This is a genomic window from Micromonospora sp. NPDC005686 (assembly GCF_042871665.1).
GTDB lineage: Bacteria > Actinomycetota > Actinomycetes > Mycobacteriales > Micromonosporaceae > Micromonospora.
Genome location: NZ_JBIAIY010000001.1, coordinates 487,041 through 505,106, shown reverse-complemented (window position 1 = coordinate 505,106; position 18,066 = coordinate 487,041). Strand labels below are relative to the sequence as shown.

The following is an 18,066-nucleotide window of genomic DNA, read 5'->3' as shown; positions in this document are numbered from 1 at the left end:
CGTGCGACGGCTAGCTGTGGGAAAGCTGAGAGTTCACGTGCCCGGGGCGGGGGTCGAACCCGCACGCCTTGCGGCAGCCGCTTTTAAGGCGGCCGTGTCTGCCGTTCCACCACCCGGGCGGGTGACACCGGCGCGTCGACACGCGGCGGTGCAGATCTCACCGTAGCGGCTCGGCCGCGACGCGGCGTACCCCGACGGGTGCGGCCGTTATGGTCGAGGCCGTGACCAGCGCCGCCCGCACGGCACCCGGGCCCGATCACGCCCGGGCGGCCCGCCCGGCGGCGGTCACGCGGCGGGTGACGGCCGCGCTCCGGCGGCACCGGGCGGACCTGCTCGTCGGGGTGGCGTTCGTCGCGCTCGCCGGCTGGCTCACCCACGGACTCTGGCCGGCGCCGGGCACGCGCGTGCTCGCGCTCAACCCGGCCGACCAGACGCTGTACGAGTGGTTCCTGGCGCTGGACGCGCGCGCCCTGCGCGGCGAGCTGAGCCTGGTCACCGACCGGTTGAACGCGCCGGACGGGGTCAACCTGATGGCGAACACCTCGGTCGTGGCGCTGGGCGTGCTGTTCGCCCCGGTCACGCTGGCGTTCGGGGCGCCTGTGACGTTCGCCCTGCTCGTGGCCGCGAACATGGCCGGTACGGCGCTCGCCTGGTATCTGCTGTTCACCCGTGTCCTGCGGGCCCGCCGGTTCGCGGCCGCGCTCGGCGCGGCGCTGTGCGGCTTCGGGCCGGGCATGGTCTCGCAGAGCAACGGCCATCTGCACATGACCGCGCAGTGGCTGGTCCCGGCGCTGGTCTGGCTCGTGGTCCGGCTGCTGCGCGCCGCCGACCCGGCCGGCCGCGCGGACGGTCCGGACCGCCGCCGGATGGCGTCCTCGACGGCCGGGCTGGCGGCTGTCGTCACCGTGCAGGTCTTCGTCGGCGAGGAGGTGCTGTTCCTCGCCGCGCTCACCCTGGCGGTGATCGCCGTCGCGTACGGACTGGCCGACCGGGACCTGCTGCGCCGGGCCGGCCGCGGCTTCGCCGGTGGGCTGCTCGCCGCCGCCGGGCTGGCGCTGCCGGTGCTGGCGTACCCGCTGTGGGTGCAGTTCGACGGCCCGCAGGGCGTGGCGGACGGGATGTTCCCGCCCGCCTACTTCTCGGCCGACGTGATCGCCTGGACCCGCCTCTCCGCGCTGTCGGTGTTCGGCAGCCCGGAGGCGGTACGGCTCACCACCGGCCCGGCCGAGTTCACCTCGTTCCTGGGCTGGCCGCTGCTGCTGGTCGCCGTCGGCTGCGCGGTCTGGCTGGGCCGGCGTGCACCGGTGGTGGCGCTCGTGGCCGGCGCGCTGGTGATGGCCGCGCTCGCGCTCGGCCCCGAGGTGGTGGCCGGCGGTGAGCGGACCGGGATCCCCGGCCCGTACGCGTTGCTGGCCGGGCTGCCGGTGGTGGACGGCGCGCTGCCCACACGGTTCGCGCTCGCGGTGCTGCCGCTCGTCGGCACGGTGGTCGCGCTCGCCGTGGACCGGGCGCTCGGCGAGTCCGGCCGGGCCCGCCGGATCGTCCCGGTCGCGGTCGGCGCGGCGGTGCTCAGCGTCTTTCCCACGCCCCTGCCCACCATGGACCGGCCGCCGCTGCCCGAGTTCGTCACCGGCGGCCACTGGCGGCAGTGCGTACGCCCCGGCGGCGTGCTGGTGCCGGTGCCCACCGCCACCCCGCAGGATCCTTGGCCGATGCGCTGGGCCACCGCCACCGGCGTCGCGTTCGCCATGCCGGAGGGCTTCTTCATCGGCCCGTACGGCCGGAACGGCTCGGCCACCATGGGCACCTGGCAGCGTCCCACCTCGGCACTGCTCGCCGACGTGGCCCGCCGGGGCGTGGCACCCGCGGTCGGTGACCGGCAACGCCGCCAGGCCGCCCGGGACGTCGAGTTCTGGCACGCCTCGTGCGTCGCGGTGACCGACGACACCCCGCACGCCGAGATGCTGCGCCGCACCCTGGAGCAGCTCTACGGCCCCGGCGTCCGGCTCGCCGACGCCTGGACCTGGCGGTTCTGAGGCCGGGCAGCGGTTCGGAGCCCGGACACGGCGAAGGGCCCCTCCCGTACGGGAAGGGCCCTTTCGCGAAGGCGTCAGACGCGCGCGGCGACCGGCGGCGCGGACGCCTCGGCGAACTCCTCACGCGGGTCGTGCAGCTGGCCCAGCGCGACCACCTCACGCTTGAGGAAGAACGCGAGCGTCCAGTCGACCACCACGCGCACCTTGCGGTTGAACGAGGGGATCCGCGACATGTGGTACGTCCGGTGCATGAACCAGGCCGGCCAGCCGGTCATCTTGATGCCGTAGACCTGCGCCACGCCCTTGTGCAGGCCGAGGCTGGCCACGCTGCCGGCGTGCTTGTGCTTGTAGTCGACCGGCTCGCGCCCGCGGATCACGTTCGCGATGTTGTCGGCCATCCGCGCGGCCTGCCGCACCGCGTGCTGGGCGCTCGGGGAGCAGAAGTTGCCCGGCTCCTTGGTCAGGTCCGGCACGGCGGCGCAGTCACCGGCGCTCCACGCGCCCTCGACCACCCGGTCGCCGTCCACGATCTGCAGCGTCGGCCGGCAGGTGACCCGGCGACGATCGTCACGCGGGAAGTCGGTCGCGTCGAGCATCGGCGACGGCTTCACACCGGCGGTCCAGACGATGGTGTCGGACGGGAAGCTGTCGCCGTCGGAGAGCTTCACCACACCGTCGACGCAGGACTCCAGCCGGGTGTCCAGGCGGATGTCCATGTCCCGCTTCATCAGCTGCTGCACCGTGTAGGCGCCCATATCCCGGTCGACCTCGGGCAGCACCCGCTGGGTCGCCTCGACGAGCACCCAGCGCATGTCCTCGGGCTTCAGCTCCGGGTAGTAGCGCAGCGCGTCCCGGGCCATGTCCTCCATCTCGGCGAGCGCCTCGATGCCGGCGTAGCCACCGCCGACGAAGACGAACGTCAGCGCGCGGCCGCGTACCGCCGGGTCGGTGGTGGAGGCCGCCACGTCGAGCCGGTCCAGCACGTGGTTGCGCAGGAAGATGGCCTCGCCGATGGTCTTGAACCCGATGCCGTTCTCGTGCAGGCCGGGGATCGGCAGGGTGCGGGAGACCGAGCCGGGGGCGACGACCACGTGGTCGTACTGGATGTCCCGGGCCGGGCCGCTGATCGGCTGCACCACAGCGGTCTTGCGGTCGTGGTCGATCCGGGTGACGGTGCCCGCCACCACGGTGCACTTACGCAACTCCCGCCGCAACGGCACCACAGCGTGCCGAGGGGAGATGTTGCCCGCCGATGCCTCCGGGAGGAACGGCTGGTACGTCATGTGCGGCTGCGGGTCGACGACGATGACCTCGGCCTCACGCCTGTTCAACTTCTTGGACAGGCGCAGAGCGGCGTACAGGCCCACGTGACCGGCACCCACGACAAGGATCCGCTTCGGGTTCACGTCATCTATCTTTCCCCGGGGTCCCCGGGTAATCCCGCTCGAGACCCCCTTCTGTGACGGAGCACAACCCGTGTGACCTGCGCAACGCCACCGGAACGCTACGTCACCTGCGTCGTAGCAGCCACCCCAGCAGCGCGCTCAGACCCACCGCCACCAGCAGCCCCACCACTGTCACCGCCTGTGAGCCGTCCGTCCCGCCCACTCCCCCGAGCCAGGCCAGCGCCACGCCCAGCACGGCGCTGGCGAGCACCACGCCGCCTGCCCGGCCCAGCCACCGCGACACCACGTCCGGGTCGATCAGACCGTCGTAGGGCAGCAACGCGGCGAGCGCGCAGAGCGAGTGCGCCAGGTAAAGCAGCGTCGCCACGGCGAGCAGCCGCCACAGCGACGGCGGACGGTCGAAGCCGAGCGCGGCCAGCAGCCAGCCGCCGACCGTGACCAGCGCGGTGAACGTCGGCCAGATCCGGCGCGGCCCGGCCGCCGGCAGCACCGCGGCGACCGTCAGGACCAGCAGCGAGCGCGGGGTGAAGGCCTGCACCGGGTACGCGAGCAGGAAGCCGGCCAGCACGGTGAGAAAGATGCCGCCGCGTACCAGCAGCGGCAGCGGGCTGACCCGGGCGGCGGCGTACCGCAGGGCCCGCACCCGCTCGACGACAGCGTTCACCGGGCTGCCTCATCGTTCGCGACTGCGGGACTCCGCTTCGCTGCGTTCCTCGCGCTCACCGGGCTGCCTCATCGTTCGCGACTGCGGGACTCCGCTTCGCTGCGTTCCTCGCGCTCACCGCAGCCCTGCCTTCGGGGCGGTCGCCAACCTGGCCACGTCGCGCAGCACCTCGTCCAGGCTGCCGGAGCCCGCCCAGCGCACCACCGGCACCCCGTGCTCCCGGAGCTGGCCGATCATGGTGTCCCGGTCCAGCCGCCACAGCCGGTACGCCACCTCGGCCCAGCCCCGCTCCTTCGGCACCGGCAGCTCGGCCGGCAGCGTGTCCACCGCCACCACGAACCGCCCGCCCCGGGCCAGCCGGGCCAGCATCTGCGCGGACCGCTCGTCGAGCAGCGGCGTGAGCACCACCACGAGCGCGTCCGAGGAGAGCACCTGAGGGCCGAAGACCTGGTCGTACGGTTCGTGTGGGGACGAGTCGGCCTGCACGTCGAGCAGCCACTCCAGCACGGTCAGGTACTGCCGCCGCCCGGTGGCCGGGCGCAGCCGGCGGGCGGACGGCCCGTACTCCAGCATCGACACCCGGTCGCCGCGGTGCAGGTAGTGCTCGGCGATCGCGGCGGCGGCCCGGACCGTGGTGTCCAGCACCGACGCGGTCCCGTTCACGCCGCCGGAGCGGCCCGCCTCGGCCAGCACGTCCAGCAGCAGCACCACCTCGGCGTCGCGGTCGGACAGGGTGGCCGCGACGTGCAGTTGCCGGGCCCGCAGCGACACCCGCCAGTCGATCCGGCGCAGCCGGTCGCCGGGCGCGAACACGCGTACCCCGGCCAGTTCGCCGCCCTCGCCCGGCCGCCGCGAGCGGTGCGCGCCGACCAGCCCGGCGGCCCGGGGCATCGCCTCGACCGCGTCGAACGACTCGGTACGCGGATAGACCCGGGCCCGGATCGGCTCGGTGATCACCGCGCGGGAGACCAGCAGCCCGTCGGCGGCGGCGACCCGCGCCCCGGCCGGGCCGATCGGGTGCCGTCCCCACCGCAGCGCGGTGCCGGTCAGTTCCACGTCGACGGCGCTGCCCGGGGGTACCGAGGTGACGAACGGCCGGTCCGCGCCGCCGGAGCGGCTCACGTCCAGCCCGGTGCCGCCGAAGCCGACCTGCTCCACCCGCAGCCAGCGCGACATCCGGGTGCGGACCACCGCCAGGTCGTATCCGACCAGGTCGGGGTTGGCCACCGCGACCGTCGCGGCAATCGGCGAGCCCTCGACCAGGCGGGTGTCCGCGACGCCCAGTTCCAGCTCGGGCAGTCCGGCGGGACGGCGGCGCAACGCGTACGCGGTCCCCAGCGCGAACGGCGTGGCGAGCACCACCAGATCGATGCGACCGAGCAGGACGGCGGCGACGAGCAGCACGCCGGTGAGCAGCACGGCCCGGCCGAGCGCCCAGGTGGGCGCCCAGCCGTTCGCCGCGTCGGCCCGGTCCATCAGCGTCCGGCGGCGTAGCTGGGCAGCGCGCCGCTGGCCGGGGCGGGCGTCGACTCCAGCACCTCGCCGACCACGAAGGACGGATCGACCCGGCGCAGCCACATCTCCGGCCGTAGCGTGATCCGGTGCGCCAGAGCAGGCGCCGCCACCGCCTTGACGTCCTCCGGCACCACGTAGTCGCGGTTGGCGAGCACCGCCCGCACGCGGGACAGCAGCAGCAGCGCCAGCGAGCCGCGCGGGGACGCGCCGACGAGCGCCGACGGGTGCTCCCGGGTGGCAGCGGTGAGCGCCACGATGTAACGGCCGATCGAGTCCTCCACCACCACGTCCTCCAGCGCGGCCTGCATCGCGCGCAGCGTGGCCGCGTCCACCACCGGCTTGATCTCGGCCTCCTCGCGGCGGCGGGCGATCCGGCGGCGTAGCACGTCCCACTCCTCGTCGTGACTGGGGTAGCCGAACGACACACGCAGCAGGAAACGGTCGAGCTGCGCCTCCGGGAGCGGGTACGTGCCCTCGTACTCGATCGGGTTGGCGGTGGCGAGCACGTGGAACGGCTCGTCCAGCTTGTAGGTCACGCCCTCCACCGAGACCTGCTTCTCCTGCATCGCCTCCAGCAGCGCCGACTGCGTCTTCGGCGGCGTCCGGTTGATCTCGTCGGCGAGCAGCAGGTTGGTGAACACCGGCCCGGCCCGGAACGCGAAGTCGCCGCTGCTCTGGTCGTAGAGGAACGAGCCGGTCACGTCGGCGGGCAGCAGGTCCGGGGTGAACTGGAGTCGCCGGAAGTCCAGCCCGAGCGCCTGCGCGAAGCACCGCGCGGTGAGCGTCTTGCCCAGGCCGGGCAGATCCTCCAGCAGCACGTGACCACCGGCGAGGATGCCGGCCAGCACCAGCTCCAGCGAGTCGCGCTTGCCGACCACGACGGTGCCGACCGCGTCCAGGACGGCCCGGGCGAGCCGGCCCACCTCGGCGGGGGCCATGCTCCGGTCCACGTCGTTCATCAGATCTTCTCCAGTTCGGCGACGATCGCCGCGAGGTCGCGCGGCGACGGAGGGCGGCGGACGGGGGCGGCGAGGAACGTCCACAGTGGCTCGCCCAGCACCGACCGGGCGCGGGCCGGGTCGGACTCACGGGTGACGCCGTGGCGCTGGCGCAGCCGTTCGTCGGCCAGCTCGCCGAGGCGGGGCAGGATGCGCTCGTTGAACCGGTCCCGGTTGTCGGCACACCAGTCCAGCGGGCGCTCCCAGCCGTTGATCGCGACACGCAACGCGTCCCGGACGGACCAGTTCCAGGTGCCGGGCTCCTCACCGGCGGGCGCCCGGGCCCCCGCGCGGGGCGGCGGCGGGGGTGAGAGCGCGGTGGTGACCCGGCGTACGGCGAGCACCGCGAGCACACCCGCCACGATGATCCAGATCGGCACCCGCAGGCCGACCGTGCGCAGGACGACCACTGCCACGACCACGATGGCGGCGGTGACCGCGGCGGTCCGCAGCAGCAGCCGGGCCCGGCTGCCGCCGGAGGGCCGGGTCTCCTCCCCGGCGGGCTCCTCGCCGAACGAGAGCAGGTCGTCGATGCTGGTGCTCACGACGCCTCCCCCGTCGCCAGGCTGGTCAGCTCGCCGCGCAGCCGGCGCAGCGCGGCACGGGCCTGGTCCCGGGTGCGCTCGTCGACCGGGTGCGTGGCGTACCGGGCTTCCCGGTAGACGTGCGCGAACCCGTCCAGCACGTCGGCGCTGGCGATCGCCGGGATGCCGGCCGCCGGGTCGCCGCGCAGCAGCCGCGCAACCAGATCGGTCGGGGTGTCGCCGGTGCGCCGGGGCACGCCCACGTCCTCGGCGGCCTCCTCCAGCCGGACCCAGCAGGCGATGACAGCGGTTCGCGGGTCGGTGGCACGGTCGTCCAGTTCCTCCAGCCCGGCGTCCAGGGCGGCCACCACCTCGCGGGCGGTGCCCTCGGCGGTCCGCCGGGTGCGCCGGACCGGCACCGCGCGTGTGGTCCGGCGCAGCGCGCCGCCTACCACGCTGTAGAGCACGTAGCCGACGACGCCCAGCACGATCACGGCCACCAGGGCCACGGCGGCGGTGCCCAGCCAGTCGGCCACCCCGCTCGAGGAGGGGATGCCGGCTTCCCGGGGCTCGACGGGGATCGTCGGCGGCGCCTCGGACGGATATTCCGGGACGTACGGGATGTTCTCCACTGGCGGGATCCGGCTGGCGCCGATGGCGGAGTGGCCGGCGGCGAACGCGGCGGCCACGAGCAGCGCCGCCACCGCGACGACCGGCCACCACCTGCGCAGCACGCCGAAATCCATCCCACCGCCTCAGGTGTCGCTCAGTCCACCCCCGGACAGGTGCTTCGCCCGGGTGAACACGTCGTCCAGCATCGAGGGCGTGAGCCGGCCGGTGAAGGTGTTCTGCTGGCTGACGTGATAGCAGCCCAGCAACTCCGGCACGGACTCGCCGGACCAGTGTGCCCCATGACCGAACGCCGGTCGCGGCGTGGGCGGCCGCTGCCCGTACACCTGACGTAGCACCGGCCACCACGCGGCCCAGGCGAACGCGCCGAGCGCGACCACGACGCGCAGCGTGGGACGGATCAGTTCGACCTCGCGGTGCAGCCACGGCGCGCAGGTGTCCCGCTCGGCCGGGGTGGGTTTGTTGTCCGGCGGCGCGCACCGCACGGCCGCGAAGATGCGGGTGTCGCGCAGCGTCAGGCCGTCGTCGGCGGAGACGCTCGCCGGCTGGTTGGCCAGCCCGGCGCGGTGCAGCGCGGCGAACAGCACGTCGCCGGACCGGTCCCCGGTGAAGATCCGGCCGGTGCGGTTGCCGCCGTGCGCGGCGGGCGCCAGGCCGAGGATGGCGATCCGCGCGTCCGGCGGGCCGAGGCCGGGCACCGGCCGCCCCCAGTAGTCCTGGTCGCGGAACGCCGCCCGCTTGACCCGGGCCACCTCCTCGCGCCACGCCACCAGGCGTGGGCAGGCGAAGCAGTCGCTGACCGCGCCGTCGAGGTCGGCCAGGTCGGCCGCCCGCGCGGCGCGGGCGACCACGTCCTGCGGGGTACGCGACTCAGCCAAGCTTCGCCCGGAACAGTTCCAGCGTGCGGGCCCAGGCGGTGGCGGCGGCCCGCTGGTCGAAGTGCTCCGGCCGGTCCTCGTTGAAGAACGCGTGCGCGGTGCCCGGGTAGTCGAACGTCTGGCAGGTGCCACCGGCCGACTCGATGGACCGGCGTACGCTCTGCACCCCGTCGGCGGCGGACAGGCCGTCGGCCTCGGAGCAGTGGATGAGCGCCGCCTTGCCGGCGTAGCCGGCCCAGCCGCCCTCGTCAGCCGCCCCGACGGCCATGCCCTCCCAGGGCAGTCGCGGGTAGAACCCGGCGGTGGCCACGATGCGCTCGGAGGACGTGCCGGACCACAGGGCCAGGCTGGCGCCCGCGCAGAACCCGGCGCAGCCCACCTTGCCGGCGACCTCCGGCCGGCTCGCCAGGTATTCGGCGGCGGCGGCGATGTCGGTCGCCGCCTCGTCCATCTGAGAGCTGTTGAGCATCAGCTGCGGCTCGGTCGGCTTCACGGCCGGCCCGCCGTGCCGGAAGTCGGGCGCGAGGGCGACGAAACCGGCCTCGGCGAAGCGGTCGACCACGGCCCGGACGTGGGGCGCGAGACCCCACCAGTCCTGGATGACGATGACCGCCGGGCTGGCCGCACCGCCGGAGGGTATCGCGAGATACCCCTCGCTCGTCCCCCCGTTGCCGGTGAAGCTCACCATCTCGCCCATGGGCCCGTCCTCCTTGCGGTCAGTCAACGTTGGCTGGTCGCACAGTTGGCTGTTACGTGCCGGTAGCGTGCCACGCGGTCACCGGCCCGGGGAAGACGGAACAACAGTGGCATTCACCTCCTGTCGACCTGCCGGACAGGCACACACACCGGGTATAGCGATTGCTAAACTGGCCACGTGGTAGCTGGAGACTGGGACGTCTACCTGGTCGACGAGGTGCGGCAGTGGCTCGACACACTCGACGCGTCCACCCACGCGCGGGTGGTGCAGGCGATCGACCTCCTGGCAGAGCACGGACCAGGACTCGGGCGACCCCTCGTCGACACCATCCACGGTTCGTCCATGGCGAACTTGAAGGAGCTACGGCCGGGCACCGTGCGTATCCTTTCGCGTTCGACCCGTGGCGTTCGAGCATCCTCCTGGTCGCCGGCGACAAGTCCGGCCGCTGGAAGACGTGGTATCAGGAGGCCATTCCCGTAGCCGAGCACCGCTACGAGCTCTACCTCAAGGACCGGGCACGAGAGGAGGGGAACGCATGAGCGACTACTCCCGATGGCAGGACATCCGCGCCGACCACGTCGCCCGGGCCGGCGGGGAAGGCGCGGTCGACGCGGGTAAGCAGGAACTCCTCGCCGAGGTCATCGGTCACCGCCTCGCGGAGGTACGGCGAGCGCGCGGCCTGACCCAGCAGCAGGTGGCCGACCGGATGGGCGTCACCAAGGGACGGGTCTCCCAGATCGAGCAGGGAAAGATCTCCGGCCAGGAAGTGGTGGCGCGGTTCGCCGCAGCGCTGGGTGGCCGGCTCCACCAGGCGATCTACTTCGACGACGGTGACATCGCCGCCATCGCCTGACAGCGAATCCCCGCGAGATCTTGGAGGGTTCCGGCCCCTGTGGGGGCCGCTTCCTACCAAGATCTCGCGGGGTCGAGCGCGCTCAGGGCGTCGACGTGGGTTGCGCGGAAGCGCTGGGGGTTGACGCAGAGGGCGCGGCGGGCGTCGGGGCCGCGGACGGGGTGACGCTGTCCGTGGGCGCGAGTGCGGGCGGGGCGATCGACGGCGAGGCCGGTGCGCCGAACGGGGCCAGTTCCGGGCAGTACGGATAGGCGTTGCGGGGTGCGGGCACCGCGCCGGACGAGTCCAGGCAGTTCGGCCAGCCGAGCCGGATCGGCACGCCGTTCTGGTCGAACAGCTGCGCGTCGCGGATCAGCAGCCCCTGCTGGTCGTAGACGAAGACGTCCTCGATGCGCTCGTACCGCCGGTCCACCGACGTCTGCTCGTAGCCGCTGTAGACGTCGGAGCTTGCGTTCCGGTCCACGTCGACGAGCACCGCGAAGCCGAACAGCAGCAGCGCGACCGTGCCCAGCCTGTGCAGGCGACGCGGCCAGCCGGTGAAGCCTGCGGAACGGCGGCCGAGCCACAGTGACGCGACCACCGCGCCGATGAGCAGCAGCAGCCCGGCCGACGCGTTGTCGTTCGGCCGGGGCAGCAGACCGGGCCGGGCACCGTCCACCATCACGCTGATCAGCAGCGCGGCCAGCCAGCCGCGGAGCAGCCACCAGGCCGGGCGCAGCGGACGCAGGAAGTCGCTCACCGTCGCGTGCCCGAGCAGCGGGCCGAGCTGGCGGTCCAGCAGTCGCATCTGAGTGGCCGCCTGAGCCCGCGCCTCGGCCAGGCGGTGGAAGCGCGCCGGTCGCCGCCCCTCCTCGGCGCCGGCGGCGGCGCGCAGCTCGGCCGCGTACGCCTCGGGGGTGCCCAGCCGGTCCACGAGCGCGCCCTCGCCCTCGGCGGCCACCTCGGCGAGGTGTTCCGGCAGGTCCTCGGTCAGCTCGTCGCGGACCCCCGGCGGCAGGTCGGCGAGCGCCGCGCGTACCCGGTCGACGTAGTCCGTGATCTCCTGCCCAGTGACGGTCATGCCGCCATCCCCCGATCGTCGAGCAGTGCGTCCATGGTGGTGGCGAACGAGCGCCAGGTCTTGCCGGAGCGGGTGAGCTGGTCACGCCCGGCGGTGTTCAGCGAGTAGTACTTGCGGTGCGGCCCGGACTCGCTCGGCACCACGTACGTGGTGAGCAGGCCCGCGGCGAACAGCCGGCGCAGCGTGCCGTAGACCGAGGCGTCGCCGACCTCGGTGAGGCCGGCCTCGCGCAGCCGCCGCAGGATGTCGTAGCCGTATCCGTCCTCGTCCTTGAGCACGGCGAGCACCGCCAGGTCGAGCACGCCCTTGAGGAGCTGCGTGGTATCCACGCTCAGCACACTAGTGCGCATTGCGCATTAGTGTCAACGACACAACACCTACTGACGGGCGGTCCACCCGATGAAACGGTCGAACAGGTCGGCCGGATTCGGGTTGGTGCGAAGCAGGTCGGCGGTGGCGTCGAACAGGCAGCCCGCCATGTGGATCGACAGCGCGACGCGGTCACGCCGGTAGTCCAGCAGCAGCAACAGGCGGGCCGGCTGACACGGCCAGGGGGCCGCGCACACCCGGCACAACCACAACGGCCGCATGGGCACGTGCGGCCGCACGACCCGGCGACCGCGATCGGGTACGGGAGAACAGTTCCGCACGCTCACCCCTCGATCGTGTCGCCTCTTGTTGTCTACGTCAATAGTCTCCGTAGTTGTCGCTGTGTGGCGACGCCGACGCTGCCATCGTCAACGCGTGGAGCTGGTAGGCGTGTCGGAGATCCGGGCGATGCTCGGTAACGTGTCGCGCCAACGCGCGTCAGTGATCGCCAATCAGCGGAACTTCCCGGAGCCGATCGCCGTACTGGCGATGGGCAAGGTCTGGCGGAAGTCGGACGTCGAGAAGTGGATCAGGGAACACCGCCCCGACCTGGCGACGGACTAAGGCCCGGCCCCTCCTCGTCGACCAAGGAGTAGGCGTCCTCACAGGCGCCCCGACAGGACACAAACTCCTTGATCACGCCTGAGGAGGCAGCGGGGACGAGGGCTAGGCGAGGCTCCAGGCGATGCCGTCGAGGATGTCGTGCTCGGAGGCGACCACCGACCGCATACCGGCCCGCTCCATGATGATCCGCAGCACCAGCGCGCCCGCGCCGATCACGTCGGCCCGCCCGGGGTGCATCACCGGGTACGCCAGCCGCTGCTCACTGCTCTTGCCGAGCAGGTCGGCGGTCACCTCGGTCACCTGCTCGTACGAGATGCGGGCGTGGTGGATGCGGCTCGGGTCGTACTCCCGGAGCCCTTCGGCCAGGGCGACCACCGTGGTGACCGAACCGGCGAGCCCGACCAGCGTGGCGGCCTCGCGGCCGGGCACGGCGGCGAGCGCCCGGTCGACGGCCGCCGCGATGTCGGCCTCGGCGGCGGCGATCTCGGCCGCGCCGGGCGGGTCGCCGTGCAGGTGCCGTTCGGTCATCCGGACGCAGCCGATGTCCACCGAGATCGCGCCGCGCACGCCCTCGGCGCGGGTGCCGACGACGAACTCGGTCGAGCCGCCGCCGATGTCGACCACCAGGTACGGCGGCTCGGCGTCGGCGGGCAGGCCGCGCACCGCGCCGGTGAACGACAGGCGTGCCTCCTCGTCGCCGGTCACCACCTCGGGCGGTACGCCGAGCGTGCGCTCGACCATGGTCCGGAAGTCGGCGGCGTTCGAGGCGTCGCGGGAGGCCGAGGTGGCGCACATGCGTACCCGCTCGGCGCCGGACTTCTCGATCTCGGCCGCGTAGCCGGCGAGTGCCACCCGGGTCCGCTCGATGGCCTCCGGGGCGAGCATGCCGGTCTGGTCGACGCCCTGCCCCAGCCGGACGATCTCCATCCGCCGGCTGACGTCGCGCAGCGGCGCCGCCTCCCCCGCCGACGGGTCCGGCAGATCGGCGATCAGCAGTCGGATCGAGTTGGTCCCGCAGTCGATGGCGGCCACACGCGCACTCACGGCGCCCACCCTACGGCAGCCCGCGCCCGGTCAGAGGCGCAGCAGCATACGGGTGTTGCCGAGGGTGTTGGGCTTGACCCGTTCCAGGTCCAGGAACTCGGCGACGCCCTCGTCGTACGAGCGCAGCAGCTGCTCGTAGACGGGCTGCGGGACGGGGGCGCCGTCGATCTCGCGGAAGCCGAACGAGCCGAAGAATCCAGTCTCGAACGTGAGCACGAAGATCCGGGCGATGCCCAGCTCGCGCGCCGAGTCGATCAGCTCACCGACGATCCGGTGCCCGATCCGGTGGCCCCGGCAGGACGGGTCGACGGCCACCGTCCGGATCTCGGCCAGGTCCTCCCACATCACGTGCAGCGCGCCGCAGCCGACCACCGTGCCGTCCGGCGTCACCGCGACCCGGAACTCCTGCACGTCCTCGTACAGCGTCACCGTGGCCTTGCTGAGCAGCCGACGATCGTCGGTGTAGGTGTCCACCAGCCGCCGGATCCCGCGCACGTCCGTGGTGCGGGCCCGGCGGACCGTGATCTCGTCGGCGCTCATCTCACTGGACCGCGGGCACGTCCACGCAGGGGCCGGCCGCCCACCACTTCTCCACCAGCGCCAGCGTCTCGTCGCCGAACGGGTTGACCCCCGGCCCGGCGGCGAGCGCGTGCCCGAGGTGCACGTGCAGGCACTTCACCCGCCCCGGCATGCCACCGGCCGAGATGCCGGCGATCTCCGGCACCTCGCCGATCGCCTCCCGGCGGGTCAGGTAGTCCTCGTGCGCCGCCCGGTACCTCGCCGCCAGCTCCGGATCCTCGGCGAGCCGCTCGGCCATCTCCTTCATCAGCCCGGCCGACTCCAGCCGGCTGCACGCCGCTGTGGCACGCGGGCAGGTCAGGTAGAACAGCGTCGGGAACGGCGTGCCGTCGGCCAGCCGGGGCGTCGTCTCCACCACGTCGGGCAGGCCGCACGGGCACCTGTGGGCCACCGCCCGGGTGCCGCGCGGCGGGCGTCCGAGCTGCGCGGCCACCGCGGCCAGGTCGGCCTCGGTGGCCGGCTGGCGCTCCGGCGGGGGTACGGAGTCCGCCGCCGGCTCCTGCGGTGGTACGACGTTCAAGGTTGTGCCTTTCGTGTGGTGCTCACTTGTCCCCGCGATCGGCGTTCGCCGCCTGCACACTTGACCAGAGGGTGTCGTACCAGGGCTCGGGCGGTTTCGGCGCCCCCGGCTTGACGTCCTTGCCGGCGTCCTTCGCGGCGCCCTCCGGGTCGGAGAGCACCACGAGCAGCGTCTCGCCCGGCTTGCCCATGAAGAACCGTTCCCGGGCCTGCGTCTTGACGTACTCCGGGTCCTTCCACTTGGCCGCCTCGGCGGTGAGCCGCTCGATCTCGGCCCGCTGGGAGTCCTGCGCCGCCTCCATCCGCTCGATGTCGGCCTGCTGGTCCAGGTAGACCCGGACCGGATAGGTGTACGCCAGCGCGAGCGCGATCAGCACCGCGAACAGCACTGTGGCACGCCCGGTGAAGCGCCGGGGTTGGGGTGCGGTGAGCCGCTTGACCGGACCACCGGCGGCGGTGCGCCGGGCCGCGGCGGGGCGGCTCGCGGGGCGTACGCCGTCGGTGGCACGGGACGCGCCGGGTGACCGGCCGGCGGCGCGCGCCTCCGCGCGGACGCCGTTGTCGCGTGCCGTGGACCGGACCCGGGCCCCGCCCGCCCGGCCCGGCTGACCCGGCCGGCGGGCGGGCCGCTGGCCACCCGGTGTGCGGCGCTGCTGCATCGTCACACCCCTCCCCCGGAGCGCTCGCTCAGGCCGAACGGTAGCGCGGGAAGGCGCCCGCGCCGGCGTACCGCGCCGCGTCGGCCAGCTCCTCCTCGATCCGCAGGAGCTGGTTGTACTTGGCCACCCGGTCCGAGCGGGCCGGCGCGCCGGTCTTGATCTGCCCGCAGCCGGTGGCGACGGCCAGGTCGGCGATCGTGGTGTCCTCGGTCTCGCCGGAACGGTGGCTCATCATGCACTTGAAGCCGGCCCGGTGGGCCAGGTCGACGGCGTCGAGCGTCTCGGTGAGCGAGCCGATCTGGTTCACCTTGACCAGCACCGCGTTGGCGGCCCGCTCGGCGATGCCCCGGGCGATGCGCTGCGGGTTGGTCACGAACAGGTCGTCGCCGACGATCTGGATGCGGTCGCCGAGCGCGGCGGTGAGGGTGGCCCAGCCGCTCCAGTCGTCCTCGGCCAGCGGGTCCTCGATCGACACGATCGGGTAGTCACCGGCGAGCTTCGTGTAGTAGTTGCTCATCTCCTCGGCGCTCTTGGCGCTGCCCTCGAACGTGTAGGTGCCGTTGTCGAAGAACTCGGTGGCGGCCACGTCGAGCGCGAAGACGATGTCGGTGCCGAGCCGGTAGCCGGCCTTCTCCACCGCCTCGGCGATCAGGTCCAGCGCGGCGGCGTTGGTGGGCAGGTTCGGGGCGAAGCCGCCCTCGTCACCCAGGCCGGTCGACAGGTCCTTCTTCTTCAGCACCGACTTCAGCGCGTGGTAGACCTCGGCGCCCGAGCGCAGCGCGTCCCGGAACGTCGGCGCGCCGATCGGCGCGATCATGAACTCCTGGACGTCGACGTTCGAGTCCGCGTGCGCGCCACCGTTGAGGATGTTCATCATCGGCACCGGGAGCAGGTGCGCGTTCGGGCCGCCCAGGTAGCGGAACAGGCTCAGCTCGGCGCTGCCGGCGGCGGCCTTGGCCACGGCCAGGGAGACGCCGAGGATGGCGTTCGCGCCCAGCTCGCCCTTGTTGTCCGAGCCGTCGATGTCGATCATCTTCTGGTCGATCAGCCGCTGCTCACTGGCCTCGTAGCCGATGAGCTGGTCGACGATCCGGTCCTCGATGTTGGCGACCGCCTTCTCGACACCCTTGCCCAGGTAACGATCCTTGTCACCGTCGCGCAGCTCGACCGCCTCGAAGGCGCCGGTGGAGGCGCCGGACGGCACCGCGGCACGGGCGATCGTGCCGTCGTCGAGCCCGACCTCGACCTCGACCGTCGGGTTGCCCCGCGAGTCCAGGATCTCCCGGGCGACGATTCCCTCGATGGTTGCCACTGAGTCGCTCCTCGTTTGTGTGGTTCCGGTCCGTATGGGCCGCGACGGTGCGGCTGAGGCAGGTGTTGAACGCAGCGTATCGGTCCCCGCCCCGCCGCACGCCGCTCGGGGCGGCCCCCGGGGCGCCTGCTGAGACGGACATTCCCGGATTACCGGTCGTCAACCGGCAACCGGTTTGCGATACGTTGCGCCGATCGACAAGGCTGGGCATCATGCCTGCCGCCACGACGACTCTCCGCGTGCTCGCCGCCTCGGTCATCGCGTCGCTCTCGGTCACCGGCTGCCAGGCCCTGGACGACGCGAACGTCGCGCTCGGCCGCTCCGACCTGGTAAACGACCTCGCCGCGCGGATGGACCGGGCGCTGGAGCAGACCTGGGCCGCCGACTACCAGATCGACGGCGGCCGGACCGCCTCGATCGCGCAGACCAAGAAGCCGCTGCGCTCCACGTACACCTGGCCGGGCGGCAAGATCACGGTGACGCAGGAGTCGGTGACCCGGTGCGCGAGCACCGCCGCCCGCACCTCCTGCACCGTCACACCCCCGGTGCTCACCGCCGGCAAGCCGTCGGTGGTCGTCTACGACGAGGCGCGCAAGGAGGGCCTGGTCACGCCGCCTGCGGTGATCCGGCTGCTCACCGAGGCGGCGCTCGATCCGCAGGCGGTCATCGAGCAGAGCGACACCACGCTCGCCGGACGCCACGCCACCTGCGTCGACGTCACCCACGACGGGGAGCGCTTCAGCGCCTGCGTGACGACCGAGGGCGTGCTGGGGAGCTTCTCCGGCACGCTCGACGGCAAGCCCGCCGAGGTGACGCTGAGCCGCTACACCGAGAGCGTCGAGGCCGCCGCGTTCGCCGTGCCGGCCGGCGCCGGTGTGGTGGACCGCCGCCCCGCCACGTCGTGACCCCGTCCGGGTTCCGGCCCGTCGCCGACCACGGGCGGCAGCCGCAGCCGCACGACCTGGCGTTGCCGGTCGCCGGCCGGAAGCTGCTGACCGGCCCCGACGACGCGCAGCCGCTACGGGTCGGCGCGCTGCCCGGCGACCTCGCCTGGACACCGGTCGGCACGCTCGACGGCGTACCGGCCTGGGCCGCCGAGGTGACCGATCCGGAGTCGCTGCCCGGCCGGTGGCGCAGCTGGCGTGGCCTCGCCGCCGAGCTACCCGCACCGCAGGCGGACCTTGCCGGGCGGGCGCTCGCCGTGGTCACCTGGCGGCGTACGCACAGGTGGTGCGGCGCGTGCCGGGCCGAGCTGGCCGACGTGCCGGGCGAGATCGCCCGGCGCTGCCCGGAGTGCGGGCTGACCGTGTTCGTGCCGCTGTCCGTCGCGGTGCTGACCGCTGTCACCCGCCCCGGCCCCGCCCATGGCGCCGACGAACTGCTGCTGGTCCGCCACGCGCACGGGCCGACGCAGCTGTGGGCGCTCGTGGCCGGGTTCGTCGAGGCAGGCGAGTCGCTGGAGGCGGCGGTACACCGCGAGGTCGCCGAGGAGGTCGGCTTGACACTTCGGCGACCGGCCTACGTGGACAGCCAGCCGTGGGCGCTGTCCGGGCCGGGCACGCTGCTCGCCGGTTTCACCGCCGAGGTGACCGACCCGGCCGCCGAACCGGCCGCCGACGGCACCGAGCTGACCGAGGCGCGCTGGTTCCCGGTCGACGCGCTGCCCGCCGAGCTGCCGCCCGCGTACTCGCTGTCACGCTGGCTGATCGACGCGGTCGCCGCCGGTTCGTGACCGCCGGCCGGGTTGCCGCCGGAGCGG

General features: G+C 73.3%; 21 protein-coding genes, 1 tRNA gene and 1 pseudogene. 6 read left to right on the top strand and 17 right to left on the bottom strand.

From position 1 onward, the window contains the following. Positions 1–38: 38 nt before the first annotated feature. Positions 39–119, bottom strand: a tRNA-Leu gene (locus ACFYON_RS02330). A gap of 90 nt (positions 120–209) precedes the next feature. Between ACFYON_RS02330 and ACFYON_RS02325 the strand changes: the two genes are divergently transcribed. Continuing rightward, the gene (locus ACFYON_RS02325; protein WP_387320474.1) at positions 210–2,036 is read left to right on the top strand and encodes a hypothetical protein; all 1,827 of its coding nucleotides are present in this window, start codon (positions 210–212) and stop codon (positions 2,034–2,036) included. A gap of 74 nt (positions 2,037–2,110) precedes the next feature. Here the strand turns inward: ACFYON_RS02325 and ACFYON_RS02320 are convergent, their stop codons facing one another. The 8 genes from ACFYON_RS02320 to ACFYON_RS02285 form a co-directional block, all read right to left on the bottom strand. Beyond that, positions 2,111–3,442, bottom strand: a complete 1,332-nt coding sequence (locus ACFYON_RS02320) for an NAD(P)/FAD-dependent oxidoreductase (RefSeq protein WP_354864945.1) — start codon at positions 3,440–3,442, stop codon at positions 2,111–2,113. A 103-nt stretch (positions 3,443–3,545) separates the two neighbouring features. Continuing rightward, complete coding sequence (locus tag ACFYON_RS02315) at positions 3,546–4,106, bottom strand: hypothetical protein (RefSeq protein ID WP_354864943.1); 561 nt, start codon at positions 4,104–4,106, stop codon at positions 3,546–3,548. Between the two features lie 114 nt (positions 4,107–4,220). Next, on the bottom strand, positions 4,221–5,582 hold the full coding sequence (locus ACFYON_RS02310) for a DUF58 domain-containing protein (protein ID WP_354864941.1): 1,362 nt from the start codon (positions 5,580–5,582) through the stop codon (positions 4,221–4,223). Beyond that, on the bottom strand, positions 5,582–6,580 hold the full coding sequence (locus ACFYON_RS02305) for a MoxR family ATPase (RefSeq protein ID WP_354864939.1): 999 nt from the start codon (positions 6,578–6,580) through the stop codon (positions 5,582–5,584). Before ACFYON_RS02305 ends, ACFYON_RS02310 begins: the two co-directional genes overlap by 1 nt. After that, the gene (locus ACFYON_RS02300) at positions 6,580–7,164 is read right to left on the bottom strand and encodes a hypothetical protein (protein ID WP_354864937.1); all 585 of its coding nucleotides are present in this window, start codon (positions 7,162–7,164) and stop codon (positions 6,580–6,582) included. The genes ACFYON_RS02305 and ACFYON_RS02300 overlap by 1 nt, the downstream gene beginning before the upstream one ends. Next, a complete protein-coding gene (locus ACFYON_RS02295; RefSeq protein ID WP_354864936.1) occupies positions 7,161–7,889 on the bottom strand; it encodes a DUF4129 domain-containing protein in 729 nt (242 codons plus the stop codon). The genes ACFYON_RS02300 and ACFYON_RS02295 overlap by 4 nt, the downstream gene beginning before the upstream one ends. A gap of 9 nt (positions 7,890–7,898) precedes the next feature. Next, positions 7,899–8,624 carry a uracil-DNA glycosylase gene (locus ACFYON_RS02290; RefSeq protein ID WP_354865286.1) on the bottom strand — a complete coding sequence of 242 codons (726 nt, stop codon included), beginning with the start codon at positions 8,622–8,624 and terminating at the stop codon, positions 7,899–7,901. Between the two features lie 19 nt (positions 8,625–8,643). Next, the gene (locus tag ACFYON_RS02285; protein ID WP_354864934.1) at positions 8,644–9,348 is read right to left on the bottom strand and encodes a dienelactone hydrolase family protein; all 705 of its coding nucleotides are present in this window, start codon (positions 9,346–9,348) and stop codon (positions 8,644–8,646) included. A 177-nt stretch (positions 9,349–9,525) separates the two neighbouring features. Between ACFYON_RS02285 and ACFYON_RS02280 the strand changes: the two are divergent. Both ACFYON_RS02280 and ACFYON_RS02275 read left to right on the top strand, forming a co-directional pair. Then, positions 9,526–9,887: pseudogene (locus tag ACFYON_RS02280) on the top strand (type II toxin-antitoxin system RelE/ParE family toxin). Beyond that, positions 9,884–10,201: a helix-turn-helix transcriptional regulator gene (locus tag ACFYON_RS02275; RefSeq protein ID WP_354864932.1), complete on the top strand. Its 318-nt coding sequence runs from the start codon at positions 9,884–9,886 to the stop codon at positions 10,199–10,201. Before ACFYON_RS02280 ends, ACFYON_RS02275 begins: the two are co-directional and overlap by 4 nt. An 82-nt stretch (positions 10,202–10,283) precedes the next feature. On the opposite strand, the gene ACFYON_RS02270 is transcribed toward ACFYON_RS02275, so the two are convergent. The 3 genes from ACFYON_RS02270 to ACFYON_RS02260 are packed head-to-tail and all read right to left on the bottom strand — an operon-like array spanning position 10,284 to position 11,827. Continuing rightward, positions 10,284–11,261, bottom strand: a complete 978-nt coding sequence (locus tag ACFYON_RS02270) for an HAAS signaling domain-containing protein (protein ID WP_354864930.1) — start codon at positions 11,259–11,261, stop codon at positions 10,284–10,286. Continuing rightward, entirely contained in the window at positions 11,258–11,590 is a 333-nt protein-coding gene (locus tag ACFYON_RS02265; RefSeq protein WP_041798804.1) for a PadR family transcriptional regulator, read from the bottom strand. Before ACFYON_RS02265 ends, ACFYON_RS02270 begins: the two co-directional genes overlap by 4 nt. A gap of 48 nt (positions 11,591–11,638) precedes the next feature. Further along, entirely contained in the window at positions 11,639–11,827 is a 189-nt protein-coding gene (locus tag ACFYON_RS02260) for a hypothetical protein (RefSeq protein ID WP_355047172.1), read from the bottom strand. A 178-nt stretch (positions 11,828–12,005) separates the two neighbouring features. Between ACFYON_RS02260 and ACFYON_RS02255 the strand changes: the two genes are divergently transcribed. Next, on the top strand, positions 12,006–12,194 hold the full coding sequence (locus ACFYON_RS02255) for a hypothetical protein (RefSeq protein ID WP_176921700.1): 189 nt from the start codon (positions 12,006–12,008) through the stop codon (positions 12,192–12,194). A gap of 102 nt (positions 12,195–12,296) precedes the next feature. Here ACFYON_RS02255 and ACFYON_RS02250 read toward each other — a convergent pair whose 3' ends face one another. Genes ACFYON_RS02250 through eno form a run of 5 tightly spaced genes read right to left on the bottom strand, consistent with a single transcriptional unit; the run spans position 12,297 to position 16,307 of the window. Further along, positions 12,297–13,226: a Ppx/GppA phosphatase family protein gene (locus ACFYON_RS02250; protein WP_355047185.1), complete on the bottom strand. Its 930-nt coding sequence runs from the start codon at positions 13,224–13,226 to the stop codon at positions 12,297–12,299. A 42-nt stretch (positions 13,227–13,268) separates the two neighbouring features. Further along, positions 13,269–13,778: an amino-acid N-acetyltransferase gene (locus tag ACFYON_RS02245; protein WP_354864926.1), complete on the bottom strand. Its 510-nt coding sequence runs from the start codon at positions 13,776–13,778 to the stop codon at positions 13,269–13,271. 1 nt (position 13,779) lies between these two features. Further along, entirely contained in the window at positions 13,780–14,337 is a 558-nt protein-coding gene (locus ACFYON_RS02240) for a DUF501 domain-containing protein (protein ID WP_151011594.1), read from the bottom strand. A gap of 22 nt (positions 14,338–14,359) precedes the next feature. Beyond that, on the bottom strand, positions 14,360–14,995 hold the full coding sequence (locus ACFYON_RS02235; RefSeq protein WP_354865282.1) for a septum formation initiator family protein: 636 nt from the start codon (positions 14,993–14,995) through the stop codon (positions 14,360–14,362). Between the two features lie 28 nt (positions 14,996–15,023). Beyond that, a complete protein-coding gene (eno, locus tag ACFYON_RS02230) occupies positions 15,024–16,307 on the bottom strand; it encodes a phosphopyruvate hydratase (protein WP_354864924.1) in 1,284 nt (427 codons plus the stop codon). Between the two features lie 212 nt (positions 16,308–16,519). Here eno and ACFYON_RS02225 point away from each other — a divergent pair, with 212 nt between their 5' ends. Together ACFYON_RS02225 and ACFYON_RS02220 are read left to right on the top strand one after the other, a co-directional pair. Further along, positions 16,520–17,212, top strand: coding sequence for a hypothetical protein (locus ACFYON_RS02225; protein WP_354864922.1), 693 nt, complete (start codon positions 16,520–16,522; stop codon positions 17,210–17,212). Then, positions 17,209–18,039: an NUDIX domain-containing protein gene (locus ACFYON_RS02220; RefSeq protein ID WP_354864920.1), complete on the top strand. Its 831-nt coding sequence runs from the start codon at positions 17,209–17,211 to the stop codon at positions 18,037–18,039. Before ACFYON_RS02225 ends, ACFYON_RS02220 begins: the two co-directional genes overlap by 4 nt. Positions 18,040–18,066 lie beyond the last annotated feature (27 nt).

Coding starts and splice junctions, on each gene's coding strand:
- ACFYON_RS02305 (WP_354864939.1), bottom strand. CDS start 6,580: ATGAACGACGTGGACCGGAGCATGGCCCCCGCCGAGGTGGGCCGGCTC.
- ACFYON_RS02295 (WP_354864936.1), bottom strand. CDS start 7,889: ATGGATTTCGGCGTGCTGCGCAGGTGGTGGCCGGTCGTCGCGGTGGCG.
- ACFYON_RS02275 (WP_354864932.1), top strand. CDS start 9,884: ATGAGCGACTACTCCCGATGGCAGGACATCCGCGCCGACCACGTCGCC.
- ACFYON_RS02270 (WP_354864930.1), bottom strand. CDS start 11,261: ATGACCGTCACTGGGCAGGAGATCACGGACTACGTCGACCGGGTACGC.
- ACFYON_RS02235 (WP_354865282.1), bottom strand. CDS start 14,995: ATGCAGCAGCGCCGCACACCGGGTGGCCAGCGGCCCGCCCGCCGGCCG.
- ACFYON_RS02310 (WP_354864941.1), bottom strand. CDS start 5,582: ATGGACCGGGCCGACGCGGCGAACGGCTGGGCGCCCACCTGGGCGCTC.
- ACFYON_RS02245 (WP_354864926.1), bottom strand. CDS start 13,778: ATGAGCGCCGACGAGATCACGGTCCGCCGGGCCCGCACCACGGACGTG.
- ACFYON_RS02325 (WP_387320474.1), top strand. CDS start 210: ATGGTCGAGGCCGTGACCAGCGCCGCCCGCACGGCACCCGGGCCCGAT.
- ACFYON_RS02225 (WP_354864922.1), top strand. CDS start 16,520: ATGCCTGCCGCCACGACGACTCTCCGCGTGCTCGCCGCCTCGGTCATC.
- ACFYON_RS02285 (WP_354864934.1), bottom strand. CDS start 9,348: ATGGGCGAGATGGTGAGCTTCACCGGCAACGGGGGGACGAGCGAGGGG.